Here is a 25,398-nt window from a genome sequence, read left to right as displayed (position 1 = left end):
TTTATGGGTTGCTAATACCCTTGATTAGTGTTTAATAATTTTCTTTACTACGGTAGAACCATCATCAAGTGTGAGATTTACGAAATAAACACCATTTGTGTAGTTTGAAATATTCAATCCAAGGGTGTTTGCGTTTACATTTTTCATTTCCCGTAAAAGCGTACCGGTTATTGAATAAACTTTTAGGTTGGAAATAGTTTTAGATAGACTTTCAATATTAAAATTATCCTTAACTGGATTGGGATAGATTGCAATGTTATTTTCAAGAACATCGTTATCTGTTACGCCCAATAGAGAAGGGTTCATAAAAATATAGGCTGATCCTGCACGGTCAATCTCATTTCCTCCATTTTCATCATGATCTTCCCATGGAGCTCCTGATATCAATTGATTTTCATGCATTGCAACACTCCAACCATAAAAGTCTTCCGCTACGGTATCAGAACCTTGTATTACCTGGTCCTCTACCCATGTTCCTGAACTCTCTCTTTTATAGAAGTAAACTTCTCCTGCTTCAAGTCCAAAAATATGTGGCGCACTTACAACAATATAATCTCTCTGAATATCTGTACTCCAACCATATTGAGTGCCTTCTGTAGAGGCGTTTCCATTTAGCTTTTGTACCTCTACCCATGCCCCTTGATTGTCCTTTTCAAATACATAGGCCGCACCTTGCTCCAAATTTGATCCATAAGCTCCTACTACTAATTGATCGCCAGATAGGCTCACTGAGGTGCCAAAGAAATTGTCATTAGCAGCATCTGATGCCATAAGGGTTTGATTATACTCCCAAGTCCCATTACTATTTTTCAAATAAACATATGCAGCTCCTTTTCTTCCATCTACTTCATTAGCTCCAATTACCAAATAATCCCCAGATATAGAAACACCTATTCCAAAAGTATCGGATGCCGGGGCTGTAGGACTTAGAATTTTTTGAGCTTCTGACCAATTTCCAGCTACTTTAGTAAAAACATATACCGAACCGACCCATCCATTTTCACCTGGAGCCCCTACAACAATTGTATTCCCTTCAGCATCTAAAGAGGTAGGGTTCATACCTAGTTTTGCATCATTACTCATATCGGAAGCTACCAGTTTTGTGCCGAACTCCCAGTTATTATTTTGATAATCGTAAACGTACAAAGCACCAGCTCTTTGAGTACCACCTACGTCTGCTCTACCCGCAGCTACAACTAGGTAATCTTCTGTAATTTTTACACCGCCACCAAATTCTGCTCCTTGGTTTGGATCATCAGCTGCCAATCTTTGCGAATTCATCCAATTCCCTTGGCTGTCTTTACTATAGATATATGCAGCACCAGATGCTATAGTTTCTCTTGAAGCGCCTACAACAGCAAAGTTTTCAGTAATAGCAACAGAAGTACCATACTCAGCCCGACTTTCTCTGTTTGTGCTCACAACTTTAGCTGTTTGGGTAAATTGGGCTTTTGCTGTTGTGATACCAAATAGGCAAAAAAGAATAAAAATACTCTTTGTAATGTTAATTTTTGTCATTAGTTAAATTTTAGAATTAGTTATTTTTTTTAATTAGAGTAAAAAAGAAAGTGTGAAAATCACACAACCTTTTTCAACTCAATAGATACTATTTATTCGATAAAAATAGAAACAAGCTAGATTTTTGTCCAAAAATGGAGGCGGACATTTTGTGACATGTAGTGTTTAAATGTGTGACAATGCCCTAAATAGCCGAAAGATATGCGTGAAGCGGAAGGCCTTCTGGGACATTCATTTTTTTTGAGATACGCTCCTTCCGCTTTCGGCAGGATTCTGGAGTAATGTTTAGTAGCGATGCTATTTCCTTATTACTTAAATTCATATAGAGGAACGTTAAAAAACGAATGTCATTAGGTGTTAGTTTGGGGTGTTGCGATCTTAGTCTATCCAGGAAGCCTTGGTTTAACTCTTCAAAATGCACAAAAAAGCTATCCCATTGCGTATCTTTTTTTAAGTGCTTTTTTAAATCGTTTACTTGATTTTTTAAGGGGGTATTGGTTGTAATTTGGGTGTTTATGGACAACGATTGAACCACCTCTTCAATAAGTTCATTTCTACTTGCCAAATACATGGCTTTCGCTGTCAATTCTCTGTTTTTTATATCCAGTTCGTTTTTAAGGCGTTCTTTTTCCAACAATTCCATGGCAACTTTTTCACGATGCTTTTCTTCAATTAACAAGTGATCGCTTTTTTCTTTTGCCAATTCCAGTTCAACAATCCTTTTTCGCTGTTTGTGTTTAAGGGAATTGTTTTTGTAAATCCAAAGTAAAAAACCCATAATGAGTATTACACTAAATATCAAAGTATAAAAAAACTGTTTTTCCTGTTTTAATAATTTTTTACTTTCCAAAAGTTCGTTTTGGTAATTCTGGATTTGGAACTTTACTTTTTCACTCTTAAACAAGGCCATATTCTTAATAGCATATAGTGAGTCTGTAGCTAAGAGAACAGAATCTTTATAGGCCATTGCTTTGTGAAATTCATTTGTTTCACCGTAAAGATCTGCCAGGCTTCCGTAAGACTCAATACGCTCCTCAATGTTCAATTGTGCTGCACGGGCCATTAAAACGTATTTCTGGGCTTTTTTAAACTGCTTTTGCTTTTCGTAGATTTTGGATATCAATAGTAACAGCGTAATTTTATCATTAACCGTAGCTCCTTCATTTATAAGGGATAGATTATTTATTTGCGGTAAAATATCTAAAGCTAGTCTTTCGGCCTGTACATATTGTTCTCTCAAAAATAGATTTTCTGCTTTTGCTATTTTTGCCAATAAAAGTACGTTGGACCTGATTTTTAATATGGGTAATGCCTCTTCGATATATTTCTCTGCTTGGTCTAATTCCCCCATTTTATTTAATACCAACGCAAGATTGATTCCATAGGTCCCAATAATCTCATTGTCATCAAGGTCTTTAGCAATTTCATAGGCCTTAAAAAAAGATTCTTTAGCTTTAGGAAGGTCTTTTTCCTCAACATATAAAATTCCTATATTATTAACAACAGCCATTTCCTGGCTCTTACCAAGATGTTTAATAGCAATTTCATACGCTTTTAAATAATACCGAAAAGCCTCTCCATAGTCCAACATTAAAAAATAATTAGTACCAATATTTATGGTAGCATTAAAGGCTTGTGCATACCATTCATTCCGAAGGGCAATTTCCTTTGCCTCAATTAATTCTTCAATAGACTTAATGTATTCTTTTTCGGATAAGTATTTAACCCCAAGGTTAATTTGATCAACAACGCTTGACTGCGCGTTATTTTGAGCGAGAAGTTTTAAGGGAAATATGCTTAATAGCAACAATAGAATTGCGTAAGTATGTATGCGCATTCTTGTTTTTTTAATATTTAAATTTAATACTTGAATTTTATATTTATTGTTTAGGAAGTAAATGATTGATTATGAGGTGTGGTAATTAGTTTGATATTCTAATTAAGACGCTTATTGTCTAAAAATGTTACATAATTACATTGCGTAAGCGAATAGGTTTCTATCATAAAACAACTCTTTACAGTAATCATTTTGCACTAAAAAAAAGAGAAATGAAATTACAGAAATTTCTTTTTAAAATTCAATAATCTGTTATCCCATTTCTAGGTTTCCCTGCTCCTTCAGCCACTAATAACTATTCCTCCAACCATCTCTTCTTCGCTGGGTTTTTCAAACCAACGCTCCATAAATTCAAAATTTTCTTTGGTTACCTCAAATTCAAAAGTAGCCCCTTTTTCCTTATTACGTTTCATTATTCTTTCGAACCGAGTTTCTTCTGAAATATCCAAAAAATGAGTTTTCAGTTCAAATCTATTGGATTCAGCAAATTTTCTAAATTTTTCCCTGTGCTCAAATTTTGATAAACCCAAGTCCAGAATAGAATCTGTGTTTGAGTTTTCCAATTGGTGGACTAAGTCCATAATCATTACTTCTGCTCTATCAATTCTTTCAAGAAACCATTCCAAGCCGTCATCCGGTTTCTTGTCGGCAAGAAATAGTGTTTTATTCCACTTGTCGATTGAAAAGATAATTCCGCGGGTTTTTCTTTTCAATTCCATTGCATAGGTTGTTTTTCCAGAACCTGTATTTCCAATTATCAAATGTATCATATCGTATTCATATATGGGAACTATTGGTTATTATTATAACTTGTCATTTTCTTTACGCTTCAAACCACTCTTTGCGGAATTAATAAGCAAAAATTCAATGAAGAAACCACCAATAAGGATAGGACTTATATCTTTAAATGAATCACCTAAAATTTGATGACATACAATTATTAAAATTGCCCATATTGTACTACTAATTATTTGAATCCTAGTTAAGGTTTGTTTGATTCTTTTCGTGGCTTTCATATTTTTATAACTTTCATATAACTTCGGTTTCAATAGAATTTAGAAACGCATTAAATCCAGAACTAAAATGCGTAAAACGATCAGAATATTAATCTAATATTCCTACTACTATAATAGCAGAACTCAAATTAAATTGCTTAAATGATTGAGCTAAACTGCCTCCATAGTAAAATAAACATTGACAATCTAGTATATATAATACTGGTTATTTTTCATCAGATTCATTAAATCCAAATTGCAACATTAAAATCGTTACTATTACTTACTGTTTTATTACCATCATATTTTTCACCTAAATTCTTGTCTTATTGATTATTTTATCTTCAATTGTTCTAAAATTGTTTGTATTTGGTACATGTTTAGATCCTTCCAATAAATCAACTACTTCTAAAGAAGGAAAAATATTTTTTGCTCGTTTTATCATTTTTTTACCAGGAAAAAGGATATCTTTTTCAGCTGCGAAAATGCTGATTGGTGTTTTTATATTTTTAGCTGAATCTTTAGTAATTACAGGTAGTGGTGAGAAATCCATATTGCAGTGTTGAAATGTGTTTGACATATAGTTTAGTGCAAAATCATCGTATTCAGAAAAGAGGACACCCATTACTTTTTTAATGTGCTTTTGGTTATTAGTTTTGATAAACTTTTTTAATGGTATGAACATTTTGAATAAACCTACAAGTGGATTACCATTTACTATATAGACTGGGGCGATTAAAAAAACATGCCTAATTGGTGTTTCATTAAACTCTAGTGCTTTTAAGCTAATGAAACCCCCAAAAGAAAAACCAACTAAGGTTACATTTTTTAGTCTTAGTTTTATGATCATTTCAATAAGCCATTTACCATAATCTAAAGATTTCATGTCTAATCTATTTTCAGCACTTTTATTCGGTTGTGCTAACACATCTATTGCATAGACACAATATTTAGAGGCTAGATTGGGGAAAGAGTCTAAAATTTGTGGTGCACAACCTCCTGTTCCGTGAATCAGTACTAAAGGAGGGTTTTGAGCATCTCCAGTAGTAATAACATTAGTGACTCCAAACTTTGTTTCTACAGATTTTTCTGAATATTCAATATTCAGCTCCTTTAACTTTTGATTGTAAAGGCTTATAATTTTTTCTTTTCCTTCTTTTGATTTGAAAAACATAGACTGTTCGTTTTTTGATTGATAATTTAAGGTTTGATGATAGTAAGTTTTCTTAACTAATCAACTTAAGGATTGGGATAATCTAGAGCCTAGCTAAATAGTAATAACCACATTTTCTCTTTTATGCCCTTTCTCAACATATTTATGAGCTCCGGCCATTTTGTCTAAGAGATGTATTCTATCAAAAACAGACTTGATTTCCTTTTATTTACAGCAAAGTTGGTTAAAATGTGTGGTTGAAAAGTTCGCGTTTGGAAATTAGAACGTAATTGGTTAACTCATTTTTACTCATTTCCTGTTTTTTCAATTGACATTCTTTAGTTTTTTTATCTGCTCTTTTAAATTCCATTCAAAATCAAATCTATCCTTTTAAAATAAAGCGATTTAATCGAGTCCAATTTCAGTTCTTTGTTCAAATTGCTCGGTTTCATAATATGCAAGTCTTAATAAATGGAAAATATCTCCATCCTTCTGATATTGTTGGGTGAGGCTTTCTGTAATAGGAATTAACTGTTGCCAATTTCCATTTCTAGTGAGAGTGATAGCTTTAGTTCTGTTATTAAAATATTCATGGGATCTTGAACAATATGAGTTGCTTCTTGAAAAAAAACACTAAACACACATAGTATGATTACTAATAAAACACTTTAGGGGATTATCAACATTCCCACACCCCCAAAAAATCATTATGAGGGTTTTTTATTTGTTTTGAAGAGGATTTTGTTTTGTCAGTTGTATTACTTTGACACGAACCAATCAAGATGATTGATAAAACATATACTATAATCTTTATTTTTTTCATTACTTGGGTTTCTCTATAAGTCTATAGGGTTCTTAAATGTTAAGCATTTTCTTGCTCCAAAATCAATTTCTGAGTTATGCCCAATACTTTGTAGCAAACTAGGAGCAAAATGGACTAAACTATACTACTTAGTGTTTGAATTCTTGTTAGGACCTGAATTAATTTCTTTGTGTTTTCCATTTTCTAAAAGTTTATATGATTGCTTATTTATTGTCTCTATTTAGTTAGTGACAGGTTTTAAGAAATATTACAAGATAGAGAATTTTTATTTTTAGATAGTTCCATTTTCATAATGAATGCCAGCCATTTAGACACTTACTATTTCGAAGAAAATTATTTTTACTTGAATTTTTGTTTTATACTTTCTAAATTTTTCTGATAAAATTCGAGGTCTTTATCCGCAGTTGAAGCAGCAATATCAACTGCTCTTTGATAGTTTTTAAGAGAAGCTTCTAAATCACCATTTATCATTAATGATTCACCATAACTATCAAACGCATTTGCTGAATTCGGATAAAGGATAGTATTTGCTTTTAAAATCGATTCAGCTATTTTTGTTTTTTTGTGGGTCAATAAATATTCATACCCTAGATTATTGACGTCTCCTTCGTCAAACAAATTGGCTTCTTTACATTTTTTTAAACTTTCAAGAATTATGTCGTCTGATTTTCCAACTGTAAAATGGTCAAGCTTATTATTTAAATCCATAAACAACTGGCTATATGTTTTATTTCTCTTAGCCCGATAAGATTCCGCTGCTTTCTGGGCCAAGTCAAGTGTTTTATCATAGGCACCTTCAACAGTTGTTTCTATTTCAGGGATTACCCCTACGCCTTCCCAATTGGTTTTAGTAATTGGGTTAATTGCTTTTCCCATTGGAATAAAAACATTCAAATTAGCATTGATTCTCATACTACGTCCGGGATTAGCACCTCCCCCAGTGGTTTGTCCTACTAAAGTTGCCCTCTTTTGAGTTTGCATGTTATATGAAAATTCTTCTGCTGCCGAGAAAGTTCTTTCATTTGTAATAATGAATAAAGGAACATCGTGCATTCTACGTCCTCCAACTTCATCTAATGTCCAAAATTCTTGTGTACTGTTTCCTTCTCTCCAATAAAGGCTATTTAAAAGCAATTTCTGATTAAAAAAATAACTGCATAGGTACTGAACCATGTTGGGACTTCCTCCCCCGTTTTTGCTTAGATCAATGATGATTGCATCTGTTCTTGACATTAATTTCATAAAAGCATCTGCAATGTCCTTTCCAGTTTCCATTCCGGCAAAACCCCTTAAGTCTAGATAACCAACATTACCTTCCAAGATTTTAACCGTATTGAACCCTGCATTTGCCGCTCTGGATCTATCTATTCTAGTAATATATTCATCAACTGTTCTTTCCTGAGGTTTTTCTGAATCGTTGCTAGCTTGGTTAGACCAAATACGCAGGTGCTTGTCCTTATTAATGGCTTGTACTGAGTTAGTCAAGGCTATTGCAAAAGTTTCATTATTTTCAAACTGATTAAAATATCCATTTAACAATTGAGCTTTTAGATGCGCTTCAGTTAACTTTGCAACTTCAGGAAACACATAAAAATCATTCATTAATTGGGTGATGTTTTGAATAACCTCTTTCTTATACTCTTTTGTTAATGAATTGTCTTGTGCATTACATATACCCGTATTAAAAAGGAGTGCTACAAACAGGATAGGTAATTGGATAATAATTTTCATTTGTTGTTTCTTTTAAAAACTAAACCTTATTAAAATATAACTTTTGATTGTGTCTGTTATTTTTTCTTTAATGCTTCCATTCTTTCTTTATAATAATTATCCCCACTTATTTCATACGCTTTGGTCACAAATTTTAAAGCATTTTTATAATCATCAGTTCTTTCATAATAATCTGCCATAGAATCATAAGCATTGGGACTATTGGGGTAAAATTCAATATCGAAATCAAAGAACATTTTCGCCTTTTCCGGTTGTTCCATATCTAAGCTCATATTTCCGAGCATATTCAATAAATCTTCAGGATATGGTGGCACAGAGTATTTAAAATAAGTTTTTAGTTTTTTTGCGCGGTATTTTATTATTTCAGATAATTCCTTCTTTGAAGTTTCGGGTGAATTAAATTTAGAGGTATTCTCCATCTGGTACCATCGAAAAACGGAAATTAAGCCATCCATTATAGACGGGAAAGCTATTGTGCCGTGCAGATCCCTTGGATAAAACTTCCATTCCAAAGCCAATCCATTTTGTTTGTTTTGCTTTACGATATTTGAAAAGGCAATATTAGACCTTGGAAAAAACGTAAAATCTGAAGTATCCTGCATAACATTATCTATTGTAACAGTTGGATCCTGCATGTTTAATTGCCCATTTAATGACATAAATAAAGATTTTCCTTTATAGTCTTTAGTCGCTAACATGCTTTGAGCTTCCGTAAATAATTTTTGGTTATCCCAATCAAGACTGGGGTCGATTGCTATATAATTAGAAAATAAGTGTGGATGGTGTACTAGCGAAAAAAGCGTAAATAAACCCCCATACGAATGCCCTATTAGGGTTCTAAAATTGGTTACAGGATATTTATTTTCAACGAAAGGAATAAGTTCCGTCTCTAAAAAATTACTAAAATTGGCGGCATCTCCGTTTTCTTGTTCAAATGGCATTCCATACATCTCTGTTACTTTTGATGTTGTTAAATCACGCATTCTGTTTTTATCGTTTGAAATACCGATAAGTACCATATCGGGCGTAAAACCACCACTATAAAATTCTTGAACATTGTTTACCGTAGGAAGTAGCACTTCACCATCTAAAATATAAACTACGGGGTATTTTTCCTTTTCTCTGGCGTTAAAGTTTGCAGGAAGTTGCACATAAATTTTCCTGTATTCTTTCAGGCTTTCGGAATATATGCTATCCAAAGTACCAACTTTTTGCAGAAATGAAATATTGTGATCGGTTTGGCTATTTACAACTTGTAGAAAGATAAAACTTATGCCAATTACTAATAATACGAGTGTTCTATTCATTATTTAATTAATTTTTCAACGTGTTCAGATGAATTACGTTGATTAGTTAGGAAATAATTTATTTTAAGAAAACGAATCAAGCCTAAATCCACATGGCCTTTAGAGTATATAATAGGTTTGGATTTTGCAATAATACATCCCTTACGAAGACAAATGTAACTAAATTATTAGTTATAACTAATGGCTTAGTTGTAATATATTTGGTCGTTGTAGCTATTTGGTGTCCATTGAGTTAAAGGATGGTTCCTGAAGCCTTAGCTTGAGTGTCCATTTTTCGGTCAATAAATAAGCCGATTACTATGCCAACACTAATTCCTACCGCGATTCCTAAAGACCTTTCAAAACGTGAACCTAGGATAACGCCTAAAACTACACCGAAGGCAGCTCCAATAGATACTCCAACTTTTACATAGTATCCTGCCGAAATTAAAGAATGCTTTTCTTTTAAAAATACTCTAAAGTCTTTTAGCATTTTGTTGAAGTACTTTTTGTTATTTCCCATTTTGGGTTTTAGATCTAAGCGATCAAGTTCCTTTTCAATGGATTGAAGTTCATCTTTCGTGAACTCTCTATTCTTCAACCTGGTTAGAATATCAAGGAAATTATCATACACCTTAATTTCAGATTTATTGGTTGTTTCCTTTTTTAAACTTTCAAAAAAGGCATAAGCTGCTTGTAGTGTCATAATATTATTGTTTTCTTGGTTAGTGCTCAAAGCAAAAAAAATAAATAAGAAACTTGTATTTCTTAAAATAATGGAGCGAACCTTTACATAACAGTTAGTTGGGAAGATTTTACCCATTCAGATTCTTGTAAAGTGTTCTCTGCTTGTTTTAAATATCGTTCATTATGAAATATAAATACTTTAAAAGTTTATGTTAATCGGCAAATTTATACCGTTTAATATTTAGTAATTAATATAATAGGCGGGTAACCTATTTATTGCAGGCTTTAACAAGTATACTTGGTTATACTGCTTTTTGATGAATGATTTATAAGCTCAACTAAATTGTGACCACCACATTTCCTCTTTTATGCCCCATCTCAACATATCTATGAGCTTCGGCAATTTTTTCTAAAGGATATATTCGATCAATAACAGGGACAATCTTCTCTTGTTCTACTAAAGTTTTTAAATTAAAAAAAGCTTTTTTTGTAGTTGATGGAGTTCCATGATCGATGGATATATATTTGCCATTCGATGTCAATACTTTTTTACTCTTTTCTTTTAGTTTCGATGATTTCGAATTGCCTACAGCATCAATTACATATTTATACGTTTCTAATTGATTTTCAGCGTTTTCTAAGGTGTAGTCAATTATCTTATCACTTCCTAAAGATTTTACTAATTTGAAATTTCTACCACTGCATACACTAGTAACATGAGCACCCATATGCTTCGCCAATTGTATCGCCATGGTACCTATACTTCCTGACGCTCCATAAATTAAAACCCTGTCGCCCCTGTTTATACTCGTCTTTTTTAATAAATGAGAAGCCAGCAAACCACCATAAGGAATCGCTGCAGCTTCCTCAAAACTAAGATTTACAGGTTTTAGTGCCAGATTCCAATCTTCGGATAAACAAATATATTCTGCATAAGAACCAAAACGACGTTTGGTAGATGAAATAGAACCGTAGGCAAAAACCTCATCCCCTATTTCAAACATTGACACATCTTTACCTTTGCTCTCTACAATTCCAGCTGTTACCATACCCAATATAGGATTTCTCGGACGTCCAAAACCAAATATAAGTTGAAGTATAAATCTGGGGATCAAAGGTTCATTCATTCTCCGAATAAGAACATCACTTGTAGTTACTGAAGTAGCAAATATTTTTATAAGTACTTCATTATCTTTTGGTATTGGTGTTTTAACATTCCTCAGCACCAGGTTTTCTACATCGCCATATTTTAGACATTCTATTGCTTTCATAATTGTTTTGTTTACAGCAAAATTGGTTAAAATGTGGGGTACAAAAGTTCGTGTTTTGAAATTGGAACTTAATTGATAACTCTATTTTACTCCTTGCATGTTTTATCAATTTCACTACGTCGTTGAAGTTAGTGCTATGCTATTTTCATATTCATTGCTTCAGTGACTTCGCTCAACGTTTCAATAGCTGTTTCTCTTGCTTTTGTAATTCCTTGAATCAAAATATTCCTCACATAATCCTTATTTTCTTCAAGTTCTATTCTTTTCTTCCTAATGGGTTCAAAATATGTGTTTATGGCTTCAGCTGTTAGCTGTTTAAGTTTTCCTGATCCTTGGCCTCCAATTTCATCAGCAATAGCTGTTGGATTTTTATCTGAACATAAGGAAGCTAACTTAAGTAAGTTGGAAACTTCTGGTCTGTTTTCGGGGTCATAAGTTATGTAACGGTTTGAATCAGTTTTGGCAGATTTTATTAGTTTTACTGTTTCATCAGTTGTTGACTTTATCATAATTGAATTGTTACGACTCTTACTCATTTTTTGAATACCGTCTAACCCAAGAATAGTTGGGGTATCAGTAAAAAGCGCAACTGGTTCTGGAAAAATATTACTATTGAATTTCGTATTAAAGCGTTTTGCAATTTTTCGGGTTAATTCTATATGTGGTAATTGGTCTTTGCCTACAGGAACAACATTACTTTTGCAAAACAAAATATCTGCAGCTTGGTGAACTGGATAGATATACATACCTGCATTAATAGTATTCATTCCTGAAGCTATAATTTCTTCCTTAACAGTTGGATTTTTGTTTAATTCTGAACTGGATACTAATGTAAGAAACGGAATAGTTAATTGGTTTAATTCAGGAATATGACTATGAGGAAAAATGTGTGTCTTATAATTTTCAGGGTCTAAACCACAAGCTAAATAATCCAAAGTTAATTCAAAGGTAAATTTTGAAATTTCATTAAAAACGTTTCTATCTGTCAACACCTGATAATCAGCAATTAAAACATAAGTCTCAATACCTGCACTTTGCAATTTTATACGATTTATAATCGATCCAAAATAATGACCAAGATGCAAATTACCTGTAGGCCTATCTCCAGTTAATACACGGTATTTTTGAGGGTTCTTATACAAATCATTTTCTAATAGTTTGCTTTGCTCTTTTGCATTTTCAAAACTTTTATTTTTCATTTTATGGTAGATGATTTATTGATTGATGATAACTACATTACCTACTTTTCGACCTGTGTCAAGGTATTGATGTGCATATTTTATATCCGAAAGGCCATATTTTTTATAAATATGGGTATATATTCGACCTTGTTCAAAGAGGCTTTTTAAATCCTTTAATAAACGTTTTAAGTCTTCGGTCTATTTTATGCCAGTAGCTTCAAACTTAACTTTTTTAGGGAGCAATAGCATTTGCCATAATATTTGAATACTTAATACAGGTGTCATGAAAATACCATTGGTATTTAAATTATTTTTAGAGTTGTAATAATTAAGCTTACCAACAGCATCATAGATAACATCATATTTTGTTTGCTGCGCGTTAATATTAATCTTTGTGTAATCCAATACTTCATCTGCACCTAGTGCCAGTACATAATCAATATTTTTTGAACTGCAAATTCCCGTTACTTTTGCACCCATTGTTTTCGCTAATTGAACCGCAGATGAACCTAAACTACCAGAAGCTCCATTAACTAAAACATGTTGACCTTCTTTAATTTTTGCATGCTGTTTTAAGAAATTATAAGAGGTTAAAAAACCGTCGCAAATTGGTGCAGCTTCAATATGAGAAATATTCTTTGGTTTATTCTCTATAAGTTCATTTTCACTGATACATAGGTATTCCGCATTACTCCCATTACCTGTCAATTTCTCGCCAAAAACTTCATCGCCTATTTTAAATTTAGTGATTTGTGAACCTATAGCCCCTACAACTCCTGAAAACCCAGTGCCTAAAGCTGTGTTTTTTGGTTTGAAAAGTCCTAAAAACAATCTTCCATATTTTGGTATTCCCTGGCGCATCATGGTATCTGCTCTTGTAGCAGATGATGCTTTAATTTTTACTAAAATCTCATTTGGTTTTGGTGATGGAATTTCAACATCAATTATCTGAATAACTTCGGGTGAACCATATGTTGTATAAATTGCTACTTTCATAATTTTATTATTTACTACAAAGTTGCGGTTAATTAAGCTATTAAAGGTTCGAATTTCATTATCGGAACACTATTCTACAAATAAGGCGAGCCAACTACATGAAAAACCAAATCCCAAACAATATGCACAATTATTGCTACTATTAAACCACGTTTCCAATACACCCAACCAAAAAATGACCCTGTGATAAGATTACCTATCATAGTAGAACTTACAGTTACCAAAGTGAGATTTGCAAAGTTTTTTGATAGCGGTAAATGCACTAAGCCAAAACATAATGCTGTAATGATTATGCCCACCCAAACCACGCTTGGTGACGGATTTGTTTTTTTTTTGAAACGCTGAATTACTACTACAATAAGAGACATTAATCCTAACCGAAAGATAATTTCTTCAGTAATTCCTGCTGAAAAAGACACAATAGCATAAAACGGTTTGGAAGGTCTTTCAACAATACTAGCTACAGGAAAGTAATCTCTAATTAGATTATGAACCAAAAGTATTGCCAATGCTAAGACTACACTATAAGCTAAAGGAAATAATAGCGTTTTAAAAAAATGAGTTTGTGTTCTGTTCTTTTGATTTGAAAAGAAACTTTCAATTACTGGTGCACCCAATTGTGCTTTCTTTGAAATCCATAAACCAACAAAAACCATAATTATGCCTAAAATAAGACCATAAATCCCTGTTTGTATTACATCACTAAATATGGAATCTGATAGCCTTACATTTGCATCACCTGCCTCAATTTTTAATCGTTTTAATTCTCGACTAAAAGGAATATTTAGAAGCGTGCCTATTACGAATAGAACAACTATAACCGCTGCAGTCCTAATGCGATTTTTATTACTAATCATTTTGTTTTGCTAAAATAAATTCTTCAGATCTTTTTATCTGTTGTTCAAGATTTCATTCAAAATCAAATCTATTTTTTAGAAATACATTTTTAAATTTTATACCTCTTCGCTTATAGCATCCTAAAATACATAGAATTCATAGGATGCTATTCAGCTACTTAATTTCATGATGATTTTTGGAATACATTATTGCTATTATAGCTTATAACCAGCTAAAGCCAAATCCTATATTACAGGTTACTGCATCTCTGTGTGCATCGCCATCTAAAAACGCACGACCAAGAAGGACATTAGCCTGAAGGTTCAGCGCAAAGTTTTTCTTCTTATAAATTTCGTACCCACTACTTGCCTTAACCGCGCAACCAAAGTTCCAATCGTCGTTTACATGGTCCTCAATATCATATAGTGCTGGCGAATCTATTGCTAAACCGATTCCTCCATGAACCCACCAGCGATCTTTCACCCAATATTGAAGTCCTGGAATAAACCCTCCAAAGTGCCTGTCATTATCCTGAAATTCGTATATCATTCCTGGCATAGAGACTGTAATGGCGAGCTTTTCATTTAACATGTAGCCTAACTTTAAATCTGGAAAAACAAATGCACCTTGAGCCTCGTCGAACGTTTGCATACCAGCACTATCTTCTATACTTATAATACCTCCTCCTACTACGAATTCTAAGATAAAACCATCCCTTTGTGTTGTTGTTTCTGAATTTTTGTTTTGTGCGTATGCTATACTAGATGATAACGCCAAGGCTACACAAGCCATTTTTAATACGATTTGTTTTTTGATTGATTTCGTTTTGATTGATGTCATGATTGTTCGTTTTTTGATTAATGATTTTTTTAATTGATGTTCTAATTTCCTATAAAAGCTGGACGATTATGAAATTAAATAACCGAACTGTTGCTTTAGAAAGATGACTTGTTGATTTTTTAATAAATTCTGAATTTACTTTGTGATTCTTAACTAAACTGAAAAGTATCTTTATAAGACCGTATCATTCTATGGAGGTATGACGCGTAGCTTATATAGCCTTTAGTTTATATAATCATTTCCATTTCATATTGATTAACAGTATTCGCTAACCCTATTGAACTGATGCAATCTATTTTTTGGTTTAATCTGGTATCAACATTTATGATTTTTATTGAGTTTGAAACTTCTTTTATTCCTTTGAATAATCGTTGCCAGCACCCAGCACTTTCTTTTAGAATCTCAAATTGTGCTATATACGCATTACAGGGGTTTATAATAAAATACGATTCAACCAAATTGTCATTTATTAATTGATAGTATTTGTAATTTCCTTTTTTAATGACTTCTAAATTAAAATCCCAAGAATATAATTGTTGATTTGGCATTTTTTCCCAATCAAAAGCATTATAATCCACTTCGTTCAACTCTATTTTTTCATTTAGGTGTAATTTAATTTCGCCACTGAAACACTTAAATGTTTTACAAATATTAAATCCAATACTCTGGTACGTTTTTATGGCTTTACTATTTTCAATGATAACTTCTAACGCACATTTTATAACTCCATTTGTTTTTAAATCTGGTATAGCAAAATCATAGATTGACCTAACAATTTGTTTTCCTCTGTATTTTGGAAGTACACCTGTACCCGTATTAAATGCTATCTTCTCTCCGTTTCGTGTATCGATTGCATTAATAATAAACCCAACTAACTTACCACCATCACACATGCCATAAGAAAACGCATAGTCAACTTTTGCTATTTTCCACCTCTCTTTATAGTAATTTTTGTCACTTGGAATTTTGACGTAGTAATTCTCAAAAGATTTTAAAAAGCAATCAGCGATTATATCAAATGCTATATTCTCTAATTTTTTTACTATCAAAACTTTATATGTTATTTGTTCTTAAATTCTAACTAACTGTATTATTCGTCTTCTTTCAACAATTCTTGTAATGTTTCCTTTGAGCCTTCACTACCTAACTCAACGGCTTTTGAATAACTTTTTATCGCATCTTCTTTTTGGTTGTATGTTAAGTAAGCCTCGCCCAATGAGTCCCATAAATTACCATCTTCAGGAAATAATTTTACATTCAATTTAAACAATGCTAATGCCCAGTCAGGTTGGTCTTCTTTTTTCAATCTACTATATCCTAGTCTATTTAGAATGGCAGGATCGTTAAATTCATCTTTAAGTTCTTTATTTAAATAATTTGGTAGTTTGTCTGCATTTGCAGATGGATTGGTTTTCATAAAATCATGAATCAATTCATAAATATTTCTGGATATTGGTGTAGCATTATAATTGGTATCAAAAACCATTTTACCAATTTCTCTCGCAACGTTTTCTGATTCAGGTCCTAAAAACGCATTTGTGATGTATATAACAACTACATCATCATCCACAAATCTCACAAAATCTGCAAAATACAATCCGTTACTACCATTATGAGCAACTATTTTGGCGTCGTTATGACTTTTGGATATGGCCCATCCATAGCCATAATAGGATGTCATTTTATCATTCTCGGCTACATAAGGTGTTTCTTGGATTTCTCTAGTTTTTGATGTTAAAACGACATTATTTTGTAAAGCAACATGCCATTTGTATAAATCTTCAATACTGGAATGAATGTCGCCTTTACCTATACTATACCAATAGTTATTATTGTAAAGCAGGTGCTGTTGGGTTGTTCCCCAATCGGTCCACTTTTCATCGTCTCTGTTATAGTAATAGCCATGTGCCAGTAGCTCTGTATTAAAATTGATGCTTTTATATCCTGTAGTTTTCATTTGAGCAGGCTCAAATAGATTTTTCTGTAGAAAAACATTATAGGTTTGACCTGAAACCAATTCTAATATAGCAGTGAGCATAATATAGTTGGCATTGGCATATTGGTAGGTTGTGCCAGGTTTAAAGTGTAATTCTGATTCAAAAAATTCTTTTAAAAACTGTTCCTTGCTGGCTTCATTGTATCTAAAACCTCCTGTTTTATTAGAAATTCCAGAGGTATGTGTCAATAGTTGATGAATTGTAATATCAGTCTTATCAAGAGGAATTTGAGGAAAATATAAACTCAGTTTATCCGAAGTTTTCATTTTTCCTTGTTCTACTAATTTTAAAATAGCGGATGCTGTAAATTGCTTAGTTACTGAACCAATATTAAAAACAGTTGCTGGTGAGTTGGGAATTTTATTTTTTCGATCTGCCCATCCGTAGCCTTTAGACAAAATAACTTCCCCCTTTTTAGCAACTAAAACAACACCGGAAAAGCCATTTTTTGCACTCGCATCCAAATAAGAATCAATTTTGTTGAAAAGCTTCTTGTTAGTGTTTTGAGAAGTAGCGCTAAAAATAGAAAGCGTAATAAGTGTAAAAAATAGTGTTTTAATAAACGATTTCATTTTATTATTTTTTTTTGGTCCCATATTCTAAAGCGGCACCTATGGCAATGCCCAGAACAAACCATAATTGCATATTTGAGGTTAAGTAGCCTACAATACACCCGAGGATAATCCCGGTTCCTAATTTTAATCCTTTTCTTCTTTTTTTTGTTTCCATTTTTTCCATTGTTTATATTCTTATAATTTTGGTAAAATTAAGTAGCCTTCGGAACTAGGAAGTTCTGCTTTAAGAATCAGAACGAAATCCATTAATCTGCAAACTGCACTCGAATTAAAGGACTGTTCACCAAACTTATCAATGCTTTTACATTCATATGAAAGCTGCTAGTAGCTATTTCAGTAAAGTTTTTGAGTTCTATAATTTTTTCTTCATTATAGTATGTACCATTTAGAAATACTCCATATATATCCTTTGTGTTATGAATGTTATTTAATGGATTTTTATTTAATACTATTAAATCCGCTTTTTTTCCTAAATCTATAGTCCCAAAGTCCTTCTCTTTATTTGAAAATCTTGCAGGGATAATTGTCGCACTTTGCAGTGCTTCAAGGTTAGACAATCCACTTCTAGTTAATTCATATAACTCATCATGTAAACTAAATCCGGCAAAGACAAAAGAATCTGTAACATCGGTTCCTGCCATAATGGATACACCCAATTTATGCGCCATAGCTACTTGTTTTTTTGAAGCTTCAAAAAATTGCTCACTTATACTAAAACCTCCACTTTCGAGGTTTTTTTCTCTGTTATAATCTGTATCGTATTTCCACCATAACTTTTTTCTAATGGAAGTGATATACTTTAAATTTTCATTACTCGTGAACATCTCTTTATGTGCATTAGCTTCAAACTTTAAGGTCTGTAAAGTTGGTGTCCAGTGCGTATTTTTTTTCTGCATCAAAATCATCAAATCTTTTGCTTGAACACTATCAAACCGTTTTACTATCTTGGCTTTTGATTTTGAAAAATAGGCTTTCCAACTTGTTGGATTTTTTAAACTATCCGCTTCCGGAAAACACTCGTACATGAATATGCGTCCATGTTCAAAGCTTTTTTGATCTAAATTAATTGCTTCCACCAGGTTTAAGAACATCGGTTTATGACCAGCCAGATTGTTGATACACCTTTATAAAATCTACGTTTTCCTTTTTATAAAATTGCAACAATGAATCTACTTGAGATGGCTTTTGCAGTTTAAAAAAGTTGGGGGACTCTTCAGGAATTGCCTTTTCACCATCCATTTGGTAGCTGCTTTGCAGCACATATCTGGGTGAGACTCTTGTGTTATTTTCTAGATCTTTATTCCATTGCAAACGTTCTTTACTACCCACCCAATAACTGTCTTTTTCATTTAATTGACCAGACATGTCTCTAACACCAGTAACCCCATTCGCAATGTAAAGCGGATGATGCAACCATTCTGAATGTTGGTTGGAATGTGTATGCATATCCCACAATCCAGGAATGAGGAATTTACCAGTACCATCAATTATTAAGGCATTCTCTGAAGTTGTGATATTCGTGGAATCAATTTTTGTAATTTGAGATTGTTCTATCAAAACAAATTGGTCCTCGGCAATTTCTCCGGTTACAACATCTACAATATTTATATTTTTGATGATAGTTCTTTCATAAACTACTGGTGTTTGGAATTTGGAATTTGGCCACAGGTAAGCGGTGGTAATAATTGTAATTGCTAACAAAAAAAGTGCAACTACAATTTTTATGAAGTATTTAATCCTTTTTTTCAAAATTGATTTTTATGAGAATTATTTAGAACTGTCTGTTAGATGGTCAATAAAATTTACTGAAACTTAACTGCCGTTTGTCCGTACAACAGAAATGAATTATAATTACTAGACTTTAAAAACTTTACGTTAACACCAGTATTTGGATTGATAAAACATAATTCTTCATCTTTAATAGAAATAAGCTCATACGTATCACCATTTGGAAAGTGCAATGAAAATAGGTTTGTTTCATCATCATAACTTATGGAAAGCTCTACTTGACTATTCCATTTGTATTTTCCTATAAGTTGTTTTAATACTTCTGAATCTAATTGATTCCGTTTTGCAGATGTACGCTTAAAATGATTCCAACGGTATAATTGTGAAGCAGATAATAACAATTCATTACCCAATGCACCGCCATTATCTGAATTGATCAAATAGACCAATCCTTTTCCAGTGTTAAGATCTATGGTCATACCAGTTCGATATCCAGCATTACCCCCATAATGGGTAATTGCAAAACCTTTTTCTGACTTATCTACTATTAATCCATAAATATGTCCATCGCGTTCTTGATTGAGTATCGATTGAATTTCTGACTTTGAAAAAATTGAACTTTGATCTTGATAACCCTTATAGATTTCAATTAGAAAATTCGCCATATCAGTGGCATTACTCCAAAGTCCGGCTGCGGCTTGTTCCGGGTGGTTTCTCCAACCACCTTCTAAAACAACACCATTTGAGGTATATCCTTTTGCGACTTTGCTTGAGTCTGATGGGTGCAATGGTTGCGTGAATTGAGAATTTTTCATTCCAATAGGCTGAAGAATCCATTGGTTCATAATATTTGAAAAATTGTCATTAAAAATATCCTGAAGTGCAACCTCAGCTAAGGTATATCCACCACCAGAATACGCTAACATTTCATTGGGTGCTGAGACTACTTCAATAGCTGGAGAATTTACGCCGTCCTCACCTTTTAAAACAGCAACATCAGTTGGAAAAGTATGGTGGCTAGCATAGCCTTGATACCCACCAGAAGTAATACCCGACGTATGCGAAAAAATATTGCGAAAGGTTACTGGGTTTTCAGCCGTCTGTTTTCCTTGTGGTAGTTGGTAACTTTCTAAATAGTTTTCAATATTTTCATCTAAGTCAATTTTTCCTGCAGTATGCATACGTAATGCAGCAAAAAAAGTTACGGGTTTGGATAAAGATGCTGCCTGAAAAATACTCGAGTTATTTAAATTTTGTTCTGAAAAACTTGGGTTTTGATAGGTGTCTGTCCATTCTATTTTACCATCATTAATAATTGCAAGGGAGAGCGCAGGTATTTTATATTCAGTCATTTTATTTACTATAGTGCTAAAGTTTTCTGGCTCTTCAAAGAACTTTACTTTCCCGATAATCTGATTTTCTAATTGAATTTTACTTTTTAATGGCTTATCAGAATACTCAACCAGTTCTTCATTGTACACAAAATCATCTTGCTTTTGAGTTAGCTTAATGAAGTTTTTCACTTTTGGTGCATACAACCAAACTTCTTCTACAACCGCATTATAACCTCTAGAATTTGTGATGTTACCATTATAATGAATGGTATACGCCATAAATGATCCTGCAGTTACTGTTTCTTCTTTGTAAGATACTACTTCAGCATTTAGATGCTGTTTACCAGTTGTACCATCTTGACTCGTCCAGTTTTCTTCATACACCCACTTATTACCTACTTGAAGAGGCCAATCGTACTTTGGGGTACTACTTTCTTCAGGTTTTACAATTTCTGAAACAGAAATGGTATCATTACCTATTGTTATTTGTAAAGCACCATTAACCTCTATTATTTCTCGGACATCTGTACCTTCAGATCTTACTTCGCCATTGGTGGTTAGTCCTTTATACTTCCACACCCATTTTTCACCTACGTTGTAGTCTGATAAGGTGGGTTGACTTGTTGTAACAGAATTTATCTGACCTTTACATGTGCTAAACAATAGTAACGCAAAACATAGTTTGATATATTGTTTCATTATTTTAAATTTTTAGAATTATTGGTTTAACTTGATGATACAAAGATGGGTTGAACTTTGAAGCAACAGTAAACAGGTATGAAGCAAGAATCATTAAGTTTAATGCAGCGCAATAAATTATGATGCAACACTGTTAATTATGATGCATTTTTTACCATTACCAAAGAATATATCAACCAATTTAATGCTATAACAATTTGATGTTATAAAATTAATTGTAAACTATACTAGAGTAGTTCTACTTTAAAAATCAGAACTAACGGTTATTTTTTAGGTACATATTCGGTGTTATTCCTTCAATTTTTTTAAAAAAGGTGTTGAACACTGTTTTGGAATTAAAACCACTGTCATAAGCTACAGCCATAATGGTTAATTCTTTGCTTTCCTCAAGAAGAACGCGCTCCTTAAATTCCTCCACTCGAAAGGTGTTGATATATTCAGAGAAGTTTTTTTGAAAGCCGAGGTTTAATAATTGCGAGACATAATTAGCAGGAAGTTCCAAATAAGAAGCTAAATCTTTTAAGGATAGATCTGGGTTTAAATACAGTTTATAGTCTATCATGATTTGTTCTAGTTCTTTGCTGTATTTTTTGATTTCCGTGGAATCCAGTAAAGCTTGTTTGTACTTTTTCTTCTGTTTATAATTTAAGTTATCGGGAATGGCTTTTAGCATGATGTCTTTAAACCTTTTTTTATTTTTTACAGGTTTAAGAATTGGAGACGGATTTAATAATAAAATTAAAGGCAAACGGTTTTGGTATGCTTGTTCTACTAAATCAATTACCTTTTCACTATTACCTAACAAGGCATTAACCAATATCAAAAATGTAAATGCCTTATCTACAAGTGCTGTTGTTAAATAGGTTTCTAATTCCTTTAATCCCTCATTGCACTTTTCTGTTTCATTAAGCTTTGCATAACACATAGTTTCACCTCCTAATTTGGTGAGGTCTTTCACAGAAACGCCTTCAAGTGAACCGAAATATGATAAAGCTTCATTTGGTTTGCCTGACATTAATAAACTAATGCCTATATAAATTGGTGGAAAGGGTAACTTTGGGTCTAGATCCAACGCCTTCTTTAAATACGATATAGCAGTGGTGTAGTCTTCCTGTAAGTAATATAAAAACCCTTTATAATGATGGTTGATTGCGGCATAAGGGTCTAACTGCAAAGCTTTGTCAAGATAATTATGTGCTGCTCCCAATTTTCCCTCCACTGTCAAAAAATTAGAAATGGTTAAGTAAATATCGTCTGCTTGTTGAATTTCTAAAGCTTTATTGGCATGTTCATAAGCTTTCTTAAGGTTCCAGTTTTGCCAGCATTCTATCCAAGCCAAATTCAGTTGTGACCTTGATGAGTTTGGGTCTAGCTCTAAAGCCCTTAACAAATAAGGCTGGGCCTTTTCGTAGGCTTCAAATGCAGGTAAAAGTCCCATGGTTCCCAATTGAACATATGCTAGATTAATATCTAGATAAGGACTTGAAAAATCAGGTGATTTATGTATTACTTCATTTAAGATATTGATACCTTTTATAGAATTTTTATAATCCAACTTCATGATGTAATACCTCCCTTTCAAATATTCTCTATAAATAGCTACTGGCACATCAATAGGTGCCACTAGCTTATCTCCTATCTCAATATGACCTACATGTTCACGTAATTTTTCAGCAATGAAAAGACTAATTTCATCTTGAATTTCAAAAATGTTTTCTGGGTCTCTATCAAAAGTTTCAGACCAGAAATGAAAGTCATCTACAGTGTCAATCATTTGCACTGTAATCCGCATTTTCTTTTTTGATGCTCTTACACTGCCTTCAATAAAAGTAGCCACTTTTAAATTCTCTCTTACTTCTTTAGCGGTTACTGTTTTGTTTTTAAAATAAAACGACGAGGTACGAGAGGTTACTGAGAGCTCCTTTATTTTTGCTAAAGCGTTAATAATTTCTTCAGTTAATCCATCACAGAAATATTCGTTTTCAATATTGTTGCTCATATTGACGAATGGAAGTACTGCTATGGATTTTTGGTTAATCAAATTATTATACTTTCCAGCAAATTTATAAAAGTTAAAATAAACCCTAAAGTTGATTCTATGGATGGATTGTTCTCTCCGCTTTTAATTCTTAAATAATCTGCAGCTTTTTTATTGTTTACATGAAGAGGCAGTATTAATCGAAGAAGATCAACAACACATTTTTGCGAAAATGAAATCTGTTCTTTAAACTGCGATTACAATTTCCTATAATGTTCATTAGAAAATTTTTAACAGGCTGTTTTGGATTGTTTGCTATTATGCATCACATAATTTACTTGTAGACACAGAAGCATTCAATTCGATTATAACTATTCCTCCATCTTTATAATTTCAGCTTTTTCCATTTCAAATTCCGCTGTTCTTTTAATTTGTTCTTTGAGATTCCATTCAAAATCAAATCTGTTTTTAAGAAATTCAGCGATTGGGCCAAGACCTATTTCAGCCCTTCTTTTATCAATATTTGCGGGGTCATAAACTGGCCCAACATTAAAACTCTTATTTTCAGGATCGTATTTCATCTGTCCCCCATAAACTTGTAAGTTTCCCGCTTCAGTTGCAATTCTATCTACTGCTCGTACTAAATATCGAGGTTCCAATTTATTCTCTTTTACAGCTTGTCTCATCATTGGAAGATACTTTATTCGAACATCATTATCTGAATGTTGTATAACATTACAAATTGTCCAATTTCCATGTTCTCCTATCATTTCTATTGATGGCCATCCATATTTATCTAGAATGGTTGTTACTATTTTTTCATTAGCAATGTGATTTATCTCATAGATTTTTTGCTGCTTATTGTATTGTTTTGATTCTGTACCATAAATTCTCATTAAAGAATCCCTTAACCTAATTGGAGTTTGTTCTGTCTGCCAAACCATATCTAAAAGGGCTATAAAATTTTCCTGTTGTTGAATCAGTTTTATCGTTTTTTCTGCTTTATTCTTGTTCATACACGACAACCCAAATAATAAAATAAAGATGAGAACTATTTTTTTCATTTTTATAAAATCTATTATTTAATGAACTAATTGATAAAATAGTTTGTGGGGATGTACACTTTAAACGAAAATAGAGGTTGTAATTAGTGTTAATCTAAGGACGATCTACTATAAATTACAGGCATTTGTCCTTTCCATTTATTCCATAAATCAGTATCACAGATTAAATTAGCCATAAAGTGTCCGACATTAATACGGCTGACTTTACCTGCATTAAAAATAGCACTTCTGATTGGCGAAGGATATATTTCGTATTCGGTTACTTCGTACTCATTTATTAATCCATCTGGTCTAACAGCAGCCCATTCTATGAATTGATTGTTCTGACCAATAGTAGTTCGTAAATAATCGGCCGCTTTTTCATTATCTACATGTGGCGGTAAGATTAGACGAAGAAGTCCAATAACACATTTTTGCGCAAATGAAATCGGTTCATTTAAATCGCGATTACGGTTTCCCGTAGTGTTCATTAAAACATATTTAATGGGCTGTTTTGGCTTGTTCGTTGTAATAGCATCACATAATCTGCTTGTAGCATCTGTAACCAATTTTCTCGGTTGTCCATAGATGCCTTTCCACGTTAAATTATGGCCAAGACAAGAGGCAACGGCATCACAACCATGAATGTATTCACTTAGTTCCTTGTCACTAAGATCTAGGACACTTGCGGAAATAATTTGTAAATTTTTATTTTCTTTCCAAGATTCAGGTAGTTTTTCCGGTGATCTAACAATCACTCTTACATTTTGCTTTCTCTCTAAGAGTTGTTCTACTAATTTACTTCCTGTTGCGCCACTGGCACCCACTATTAAAACCGTCATTTTATATTTTTTTATGGATATTAAATTTTCCCAAAGTAATTTTTCAA

Annotated in this window: 22 protein-coding genes and 1 pseudogene; all 23 read right to left on the bottom strand. The window is 32.8% G+C overall.

The features are described from left to right. Nucleotides 1-24 precede the first annotated feature (24 nt). The 23 genes and pseudogenes from QCQ61_RS10800 to QCQ61_RS10695 all read right to left on the bottom strand — a co-directional run bounded on the left by QCQ61_RS10800 (nucleotide 25) and on the right by QCQ61_RS10695 (nucleotide 25,351). Entirely contained in the window at nucleotides 25-1,518 is a 1,494-nt protein-coding gene (locus QCQ61_RS10800) for a T9SS type A sorting domain-containing protein (protein ID WP_279447665.1), read from the bottom strand. Nucleotides 1,519-1,702: 184 nt separating this feature from the next. Then, nucleotides 1,703-3,355, bottom strand: coding sequence for a tetratricopeptide repeat protein (locus QCQ61_RS10795; protein WP_279447664.1), 1,653 nt, complete (start codon nucleotides 3,353-3,355; stop codon nucleotides 1,703-1,705). 281 nt (nucleotides 3,356-3,636) lie between these two features. Continuing rightward, a complete protein-coding gene (locus QCQ61_RS10790) occupies nucleotides 3,637-4,125 on the bottom strand; it encodes a P-loop nucleotide/nucleoside kinase family protein (RefSeq protein ID WP_279447663.1) in 489 nt (162 codons plus the stop codon). Between the two features lie 33 nt (nucleotides 4,126-4,158). Next, the gene (locus QCQ61_RS10785) at nucleotides 4,159-4,371 is read right to left on the bottom strand and encodes a hypothetical protein (protein ID WP_279447662.1); all 213 of its coding nucleotides are present in this window, start codon (nucleotides 4,369-4,371) and stop codon (nucleotides 4,159-4,161) included. Nucleotides 4,372-4,663: 292 nt separating this feature from the next. Next, on the bottom strand, nucleotides 4,664-5,524 hold the full coding sequence (locus QCQ61_RS10780) for an alpha/beta fold hydrolase (RefSeq protein ID WP_279447661.1): 861 nt from the start codon (nucleotides 5,522-5,524) through the stop codon (nucleotides 4,664-4,666). A gap of 1,141 nt (nucleotides 5,525-6,665) precedes the next feature. After that, the gene (locus tag QCQ61_RS10775; protein ID WP_279447660.1) at nucleotides 6,666-8,057 is read right to left on the bottom strand and encodes a S41 family peptidase; all 1,392 of its coding nucleotides are present in this window, start codon (nucleotides 8,055-8,057) and stop codon (nucleotides 6,666-6,668) included. Between the two features lie 56 nt (nucleotides 8,058-8,113). Then, the gene (locus QCQ61_RS10770) at nucleotides 8,114-9,364 is read right to left on the bottom strand and encodes an alpha/beta hydrolase-fold protein (protein ID WP_279447659.1); all 1,251 of its coding nucleotides are present in this window, start codon (nucleotides 9,362-9,364) and stop codon (nucleotides 8,114-8,116) included. A gap of 232 nt (nucleotides 9,365-9,596) precedes the next feature. Next, nucleotides 9,597-10,166, bottom strand: a complete 570-nt coding sequence (locus QCQ61_RS10765; RefSeq protein ID WP_279447658.1) for a hypothetical protein — start codon at nucleotides 10,164-10,166, stop codon at nucleotides 9,597-9,599. Between the two features lie 202 nt (nucleotides 10,167-10,368). Next, nucleotides 10,369-11,301: an NAD(P)-dependent alcohol dehydrogenase gene (locus tag QCQ61_RS10760; RefSeq protein ID WP_279447657.1), complete on the bottom strand. Its 933-nt coding sequence runs from the start codon at nucleotides 11,299-11,301 to the stop codon at nucleotides 10,369-10,371. Nucleotides 11,302-11,435: 134 nt separating this feature from the next. Continuing rightward, nucleotides 11,436-12,500 (bottom strand): tryptophan--tRNA ligase, encoded by a 1,065-nt coding sequence (gene trpS, locus QCQ61_RS10755; protein ID WP_279447656.1) that lies wholly within the window; start codon nucleotides 12,498-12,500, stop codon nucleotides 11,436-11,438. A gap of 15 nt (nucleotides 12,501-12,515) precedes the next feature. Further along, nucleotides 12,516-12,656: pseudogene (locus tag QCQ61_RS15555) on the bottom strand (zinc-binding dehydrogenase); the annotation flags it as partial. Between the two features lie 24 nt (nucleotides 12,657-12,680). Continuing rightward, nucleotides 12,681-13,478, bottom strand: coding sequence for an NAD(P)-dependent alcohol dehydrogenase (locus tag QCQ61_RS10750; protein ID WP_279447655.1), 798 nt, complete (start codon nucleotides 13,476-13,478; stop codon nucleotides 12,681-12,683). A 74-nt stretch (nucleotides 13,479-13,552) separates the two neighbouring features. After that, a complete protein-coding gene (locus QCQ61_RS10745; protein ID WP_279447654.1) occupies nucleotides 13,553-14,335 on the bottom strand; it encodes a CPBP family intramembrane glutamic endopeptidase in 783 nt (260 codons plus the stop codon). A gap of 202 nt (nucleotides 14,336-14,537) precedes the next feature. Beyond that, nucleotides 14,538-15,107 carry a hypothetical protein gene (locus QCQ61_RS10740; RefSeq protein WP_279447653.1) on the bottom strand — a complete coding sequence of 190 codons (570 nt, stop codon included), beginning with the start codon at nucleotides 15,105-15,107 and terminating at the stop codon, nucleotides 14,538-14,540. A gap of 275 nt (nucleotides 15,108-15,382) precedes the next feature. Continuing rightward, entirely contained in the window at nucleotides 15,383-16,204 is an 822-nt protein-coding gene (locus QCQ61_RS10735; protein ID WP_279447652.1) for a GNAT family N-acetyltransferase, read from the bottom strand. Between the two features lie 41 nt (nucleotides 16,205-16,245). Then, entirely contained in the window at nucleotides 16,246-17,724 is a 1,479-nt protein-coding gene (locus QCQ61_RS10730) for a serine hydrolase domain-containing protein (RefSeq protein ID WP_279447651.1), read from the bottom strand. 4 nt (nucleotides 17,725-17,728) lie between these two features. Beyond that, nucleotides 17,729-17,881 (bottom strand): glycine zipper domain-containing protein, encoded by a 153-nt coding sequence (locus QCQ61_RS10725; protein ID WP_279447650.1) that lies wholly within the window; start codon nucleotides 17,879-17,881, stop codon nucleotides 17,729-17,731. 91 nt (nucleotides 17,882-17,972) lie between these two features. Then, a complete protein-coding gene (locus QCQ61_RS10720; protein ID WP_279447649.1) occupies nucleotides 17,973-18,803 on the bottom strand; it encodes an amidohydrolase family protein in 831 nt (276 codons plus the stop codon). Nucleotides 18,804-18,822: 19 nt separating this feature from the next. Beyond that, on the bottom strand, nucleotides 18,823-19,476 hold the full coding sequence (locus QCQ61_RS10715) for an amidohydrolase family protein (RefSeq protein ID WP_279447648.1): 654 nt from the start codon (nucleotides 19,474-19,476) through the stop codon (nucleotides 18,823-18,825). 53 nt (nucleotides 19,477-19,529) lie between these two features. Next, nucleotides 19,530-21,488 carry a serine hydrolase domain-containing protein gene (locus QCQ61_RS10710; protein ID WP_279447647.1) on the bottom strand — a complete coding sequence of 653 codons (1,959 nt, stop codon included), beginning with the start codon at nucleotides 21,486-21,488 and terminating at the stop codon, nucleotides 19,530-19,532. Between the two features lie 256 nt (nucleotides 21,489-21,744). Then, a complete protein-coding gene (locus QCQ61_RS10705; RefSeq protein ID WP_489470563.1) occupies nucleotides 21,745-23,529 on the bottom strand; it encodes a helix-turn-helix domain-containing protein in 1,785 nt (594 codons plus the stop codon). 308 nt (nucleotides 23,530-23,837) lie between these two features. Next, entirely contained in the window at nucleotides 23,838-24,530 is a 693-nt protein-coding gene (locus QCQ61_RS10700) for a DUF6624 domain-containing protein (RefSeq protein WP_279447645.1), read from the bottom strand. 89 nt (nucleotides 24,531-24,619) lie between these two features. After that, complete coding sequence (locus tag QCQ61_RS10695) at nucleotides 24,620-25,351, bottom strand: NAD(P)-dependent oxidoreductase (RefSeq protein ID WP_279447644.1); 732 nt, start codon at nucleotides 25,349-25,351, stop codon at nucleotides 24,620-24,622. Between the last annotated feature and the right edge of the window lie 47 nt (nucleotides 25,352-25,398).

Origin of the sequence: Aequorivita marisscotiae (genome assembly GCF_029814825.1) — a bacterium.
In the GTDB taxonomy this organism is placed as follows: domain Bacteria; phylum Bacteroidota; class Bacteroidia; order Flavobacteriales; family Flavobacteriaceae; genus Aequorivita; species Aequorivita marisscotiae.
The sequence above is the reverse complement of the archived record's forward strand: the minus strand, read 5'-3'. Positions and strand labels throughout refer to the sequence as shown.